Origin of the sequence: Pseudoalteromonas sp. SR43-5, assembly GCF_014163835.1 — a bacterium.
Classification (GTDB): domain Bacteria; phylum Pseudomonadota; class Gammaproteobacteria; order Enterobacterales; family Alteromonadaceae; genus Pseudoalteromonas; species Pseudoalteromonas distincta.
The window spans coordinates 43571-49897 of the sequence record NZ_JACJEA010000033.1; the positions used below are offsets into that span (position 1 = coordinate 43571).

General features: G+C 39.8%; 7 protein-coding genes. 3 read left to right on the top strand and 4 right to left on the bottom strand.

Annotation, left to right across the window (positions count from 1 at the left end; all coding sequences use genetic code 11):
* Positions 1–40: 40 nt before the first annotated feature.
* Together H5090_RS16985 and H5090_RS16990 are read right to left on the bottom strand one after the other, a co-directional pair.
* Positions 41–1120 (bottom strand): MBL fold metallo-hydrolase, encoded by a 1080-nt coding sequence (locus H5090_RS16985; protein ID WP_182696283.1) that lies wholly within the window; start codon positions 1118–1120, stop codon positions 41–43.
* A gap of 74 nt (positions 1121–1194) precedes the next feature.
* A complete protein-coding gene (locus tag H5090_RS16990; protein ID WP_002961128.1) occupies positions 1195–1851 on the bottom strand; it encodes a DUF2959 domain-containing protein in 657 nt (218 codons plus the stop codon).
* Positions 1852–1938: 87 nt separating this feature from the next.
* Between H5090_RS16990 and H5090_RS16995 the strand changes: the two genes are divergently transcribed.
* On the top strand, positions 1939–2844 hold the full coding sequence (locus tag H5090_RS16995; protein ID WP_002961130.1) for a virulence factor BrkB family protein: 906 nt from the start codon (positions 1939–1941) through the stop codon (positions 2842–2844).
* Positions 2845–3282, top strand: coding sequence for a D-aminoacyl-tRNA deacylase (dtd, locus tag H5090_RS17000; protein WP_024597209.1), 438 nt, complete (start codon positions 2845–2847; stop codon positions 3280–3282).
* Here dtd and H5090_RS17005 read toward each other — a convergent pair.
* Positions 3271–3984, bottom strand: a complete 714-nt coding sequence (locus H5090_RS17005) for a spermidine synthase (RefSeq protein ID WP_024597210.1) — start codon at positions 3982–3984, stop codon at positions 3271–3273. The two genes, dtd and H5090_RS17005, sit on opposite strands and share 12 nt — an antisense overlap.
* A 246-nt stretch (positions 3985–4230) precedes the next feature.
* Here H5090_RS17005 and H5090_RS17010 point away from each other — a divergent pair, with 246 nt between their 5' ends.
* Positions 4231–5124: a bifunctional GNAT family N-acetyltransferase/hotdog fold thioesterase gene (locus H5090_RS17010; protein ID WP_002961136.1), complete on the top strand. Its 894-nt coding sequence runs from the start codon at positions 4231–4233 to the stop codon at positions 5122–5124.
* 72 nt (positions 5125–5196) lie between these two features.
* Here H5090_RS17010 and H5090_RS17015 read toward each other — a convergent pair whose 3' ends face one another.
* Positions 5197–6234 (bottom strand): phospholipase A, encoded by a 1038-nt coding sequence (locus H5090_RS17015; RefSeq protein ID WP_024597211.1) that lies wholly within the window; start codon positions 6232–6234, stop codon positions 5197–5199.
* Positions 6235–6327: the final 93 nt, after the last annotated feature.

The window sequence follows — 6327 nt, forward strand, 5'->3', positions numbered from 1 at the left end:
TCTTAATGTAATAACAATCTTAAAACAGCTAAGTGAATAGTTACAGTGAAATACTTTCGCCTTCGTTTAAAATATACAGCGGCACTTTTAAATCCATTTTATTGTACATATGCAATAAGCGAAGTAAGGCTGAATGACTGCTGTGGTCGCCCATTTTCCAACTTGAGTTACCGTATCCCCACGGTGTCATTACTTTGCAGTTAAGCTCATGTGCTGCGTTGAGCGCGTCTTCTGGTGTGGTGTGAACGTAACGATAAAATTTACCACTTTCTTTACTGTAGTAAGAAGCGATTGGCATTAAGCAAATATCGATATCGCCGTATTTTTGCTGTATGTCTTTAAAATGTTTTGAGTAGCCTGTATCGCCTGCAAAAAATAAGGTGCTACCGTTTTGTTCGAGCAGCCAGCCATTCCATAAGTCTTTATTGTTATCTTCGTAAATAAAGGGCACTAATACGCGAGCGCTAAAATGATGAGCTGGCACGGCGTTAATAACTAAGTCGTCAATGTTGGTTGTTGAGTACCACGGCATTTCGCTAATATTAAAACCGCCGGTAGGGAAGTTGTCGGCCATACCGAGTGGTGTTAAATAGCGAGGTTTATTGCCAATGCTTTGTATGTCGGTTTTATTAAAATGATCGTAATGAATATGCGAATACATTACCGCATCAATATTTTCCAGTTCTTGCTCACTAGGCCAAGCGCCTGCTTTACGATAAGTGCCACCGCTGAGTTTAAAGCCAAGTGCGACTGGAGAATCAAACTGATTTTTTACCGGATCAAACAGCACACTTTGACCATTTGGTGTGTTAATTACAAAACTAGCGTGGCCAAGCCAGCGCACAGTATAGCCAGTGCTAAGTTGTGGTTTAGTTTGCTGGCCTTGGTACTGGCAGTTTTCGCTGCCGGTTTTGCATAGTAAGTCTGGGTGAGCTGGGTAGCAGTTTTCAGTACAGGTAGTGGGATATGTTTTTTCACCTGTGTATAAATTTTTATAACGACCGTTCTTATCATTAATAACAACAACTGAGTCAGAGCTGGTAATACGATTAATATTATTAGGTGCACCGCAGGCCGTTAATATACATAAGAGCATTGCTGCGATTAAAAAGCGTTTCATTGTAAATCCCTTTTAGTATTCCCTTTAACATAAAAAAGCCTGCAATTAAGCAGGCTTGTTAAAGTAATAAATGACTAGCCTGCGCTATTCATTTGTTCAATAAATTTATTTGAATCGGCAATCGATTTGTTCATGTCGTTCATCAACAATTGAATATCGCGCTTAAGGTTAGTGAATTCACCTTTAATAGCCGATACCGCTTGTGCATTTAAGTTATGCTTTAAGTATAAAACGTTATCATGAAGCGAGGTTAATACTGGCTCCATTTTACTCTCTGCGCTGCGCATTGAGCGTAATAGCTGATCAAATTGACGCTTAGTTGCGGTTAGCTTTTTGCTGCTTTCACGCTTAAGTGATGCGCTTTTGTATTGCTCTAGCTCATCGCTCCACTCATCAAACAGAGCTTCTGCCACGTCTTCTACTTTATTGATGTTAGTTGACACTTCGTTAGCGGCATTTAAGCTCGACTCGTAATCGTCGTTTAATTGATTGTAAGTGTCTTGTAGTTCGCCACCATTAAAATCAATTAGAGTCGTTAAGCGCTCTAATGCCGATTTAAATTCTTCTTGTGACTCTTGTTGAGAGTCTTTGGTTTCTTCTACGCGGTCGATAAGGATGTCGCGTTTGTGAACACCCACTTTTTCCATCGCAGAATAATAAGCTGATTGGCAGCCAGTTAAAGTAAGTGTTACTACAAGCATTGAAACACTGAGTAATGTTTGTTTTTTCATTTGAATTCCTGTTTACGAGCGTTAGTGCTGTAAATTATGGCGCTGATTGTTATTATAATCAAAACTATATAAGCACAAGTCAATTGTATGAATGATAAGCTCTCACATTACAAACAGCAAGTTAAGTCCTTTATACGCCAGCAACCTGGTTGGTGGATGCAGTATTTTAATCGTTGTATAGACGATCAAATAACGGTTAATGCAGGTTACCTTGCTTACGTAACCCTTCTTTCCTTAGTGCCATTAATTGCGGTGGGTGTTGCTATATTTTCAGCTTTTCCGGGCTTTGAATCTACTCGCATGGAAATTGAGAGCTTTTTGTTTACCAACTTTGTCCCTACCTCTACCGATGTTATTAGAGAGCACATTAGCTCCTTTGCCGGTAACGCTAATCAAATGACGGCGGTAGGTATTGGCTTTTTAGCTGCAATAGCCTTGCTGTTAATACGTAATGTAGATGCCACACTAAATCGAATTTGGCGAATTAAGAAAAAACGCCCAATGATGATCTCATTTGCTGTGTACTGGATGGTTTTGAGCTTAGGGCCTGTATTACTCGGAGCGAGTATTGGTGTTACCTCTTATATTGTATCTTTGGTATCGTTTGCTGATCAGGGTATTCCTGGGTTTAGCGGGTTTTTGTTAAAGTTATTGCCGTATGGGATTTCGATGGTGGGCTTTATTATGCTCTACACCTTAGTGCCTAATACGCGTGTATCGTTCAGAGCGGCAATACCTGGCGCTTTTTTTGCGGCACTTTTATTTGAGCTGACTAAAAAAGGGTTTGCACTTTATATTAGCCATTTTCCTTCGTACGAAGTTATTTACGGCGCAGTAGCAACCATTCCTATTTTGTTTGTATGGGTGTATTTATCGTGGGTAGTTGTTTTGCTTGGCGCTGAATTTACTGCGTGTATTAGCCCAAATGATATTCCAGAAACACCAGAACTTGAACTAGAAGATGATGAACCAGCAGTAAAGGACACAGTTTAAATGCAAGGTTTAATACAACGCGTAAAGCATGCCAAAGTAGAAATTAACAACCAAGTAGTAGGTGAAATTAGCCAAGGTATATTGTTGTTGCTGGGAGTTGAAAAACACGACGATACGCAAACGGCCGATAAGCTTTTACACAAGGTAAGTAATTATCGTATTTTTACTGACGAAAACGACAAAATGAACTTAAGCCTTAAAGATATTAAAGGTGAGTTACTGGTGGTTTCGCAATTTACGCTAGCGGCTGATACTAAAAAGGGTATGCGCCCTAGCTTTTCATCTGCGGCAACGCCAAGCCAAGCTAATGAGCTTTACGAGTACTTTGTTGCTCAAGCTAAAGAGTTGGGGCTTACAATAGCCACCGGTGAGTTTGGTGCCGATATGCAAGTAAGCTTGTGTAACGATGGGCCCGTTACGTTTAACTTATCTGTTTAAGTTTTTGGTTACCACGACAATATGATTTACATAGCCCGTAATTTTTTGCGGGCTAACATTACAACCAAATACATCGAGTAATAGCTGCTGAAGTTGCTTTAATTGCGACTCATGCTGCGATAAAAAGTTAATAAATAGCACACCGTTGTTATTTAAAGCCGAGTAAATTTTTTTATAAAATGCCTCTTCAAATAAAAATCGAGGTGCATCTATCTGGCTAAACAAATCTAAAATAATCCAATCAATATTTTGCGCACTTTTTAAAATCTGTTGCGCATCGGCGCAAAGCAGTTGCTCATTTTTATTTGACGAAAAAAATTGGGTATAGCAATCAATAATATCGGCGTTTTTTTCAACCGATGTTATTTGTGCTTTAGGGTATTTGTATTGTAAATAATTACGAATTGCTCCGCCGCCGAGGCCTAGTTCTAACACTTTTTGTGGCGGCTTAAGAGCCTGCCAATGCTTACCTAGGCATAATAAATGTGGAAAAAGTAATAAATCCGGGTTATTTAAATCAATAACAGATTGAAGAGTGTCGTTAATCAGTAACCAGCGTAACGGCTCGTGCTCACGTACTTGAATGTGATCGCCACTGCATTTATGCCAATAGATTAACTGACCAATGCTGTGGCTATTTTCAATAAATTGATCGCCCAGCAAACCCGTCAGTGAATTTATATAATTGATTTTTTCCATCATATTCTCAGCATAAACTAGCAACGTTAAAGCGCAATGGCCTTTGCCATTATTTTTTACGTTATTTTACAGCCATCACCAAAGTCGTATTTGCAGTTTTTTTAAGATGGAGTATGGTATTTGCCATAAATAATACCAACGGACTTAATTATTTAAGCTTTTTAGTTTGGTAGATAATCAATACTATTAGTATAGCGCCGTAGCCTTTTTTGACTTTTATTTACGGCTTATATAACAACAGGAGTATGTATGTTTCAGGTAAGCACCCCACAAAGTAGCGAAGATTGGCAAGCGTATTACCAATTGCGTTGGCAAGTATTACGCGCGCCTTGGGGCGAGCCTCGTGGCTCTGAACAAGACGATATGGAACAAGACTCTGAGCACCGCTTTATAAAAAATAAAGAAGGCGAAGTGCTAGGTGTAGCACGTTTGCACTTTAACAATCATGAGCAAGCACAAGTGCGCTATATGGCGGTTGCAGAGGGTAATCGTAACCAGCATATTGGTAGTCGCTTACTGCACGAGCTTGAAAAAATTGCATGGGTTCAAAACGCAGGCGAGCTTGTATTGTTTGCACGCGAACGAGCGCTTGAGTTTTATAAACGCCACGGTTACGAATTAAAAGAAAAAGCGCACTTAGCGTATGGCGATGTTCAACACTTTAAAATGGTAAAGCAAAAACCGTCTGAGCCAGGTTGGTTTCGTCACCCTAATTGGACGCAAGTACTACAAAATACGTGGCGTGAGTCTATTCCAATTAGTGACGCGATGGGTATTAAGGTAGAAAGCTATACCGATTGGCAATTTACAACCAGCGCCGACCTAGACGCTAACTTAAACCTACATAACACAATGTTTGCAGGTTCTATTTATAGCTTGGCCACGCTAACAGGTTGGGGCGCTACGTACTTAGCACTTAAAGAAGCTGGGCTTGAAGGTAATATTGTATTAGCCGATGCTAACATTAAGTACTTAAAACCGCTTACTACCGACCCACGTGGTTGTGTTGATATACAAACCTGTAAGGGCAAGTTAAGCGATTTAGAAACCGACGGTAAAGCAAGTTACGTAGTGCCAGTAACTATTTACGATGGTGATAACGTGGTTGCAGAATTTGAAGGGCAGTTTGTAGTAAAAAAATAACTGTTTAGCTGTTCAAAACACAAAAAAGCCAAGCAATGCTTGGCTTTTTTGTGCGTAAAACTTAGGGAAGTATTACAGCAAATCGGTTAATAATATACCGACACCAATACGTTCTACATCCGCATTGTAATCAATTAAGCTTTCGCCATAACCGTTAAAGTATTGTGCATAACCACGAACGCGACCCCATAAAGGAAACGACCAGTCGAGTTGAATTGCACCGCGATTATCTGAATTTAAATTGTTACGCGTCATAAAGCTAAATTCATGGTCATGAAAACGATACGCGCCGCTAAATTCAAAGTAACCCATGTATTTGTATATGTCTGGGTTGTCGTCGCCATTGGCTTCTAAAATATCTTCTTTTTCGTCCTCAGCTATGCGATACCAAGGTTTAAAGCTAAAAACAAAGCCCCTATTTTCCCAAATAAAGTCTGCGTAAATACGGTTCCACGAACGCGAGTTTGGTTGGCTTCGACCGTTTGATTGGTGCGAAATACCTAATGCGATTGCCATTTCGTCGCCCCATAATACGTTTTCTGGGTCGAGGTAATTTATCCAAAATATCTCTGGTTCGTAGTTTGTTTCACGAAATGGAGACGAAATTTCTGAGTTATAAATCTGCCAATATGATTGCAGTGTAAAGCCAAAAAATATGGCTTGGTCTTTATCCGAAAAATCATCGTAAAGAGGCACTTTTATCGATAGCTGATATTTGGCTTCTAGATTGTCGAGCGGTTCGCCGTCGCTATCATCTGTTAGTGCATCAAAACCATCAAAAGGGCGATCGTTTGGGTGTGATACGTACGAAAGCGGTAAAATATAGTTACGCTTATGTGGCGTAATTACATTTCTATTTTTTTTACCTACTTCTTCACGGGCTTGGCGTTTATCAAGCGCGGTAAGTTGTTTATTTTCTTCAAGAGCTGAACACTTTTTACGAAGGTCGTCTAATGTCTGTTTACCATCTCCGCCAATTACCTCATTTAAAATACACTGTTTTACAAGCTCGATGTCGTTGTCTTGCTCGTTTGTAGCAACTTCTTCTTCTTGTGCGAAGGTAGCGGTACTAATTAAAGCAGAAAGAGTTATCCAGTGGCGCCAGCTCATTGTAATTCCTTGTGAGTTTGGGTTGTTGTATGCGTTAATTTAATTATAACGTCTTTTTACATATGTAACGGTGAACTTTTACTGAATTTGTAT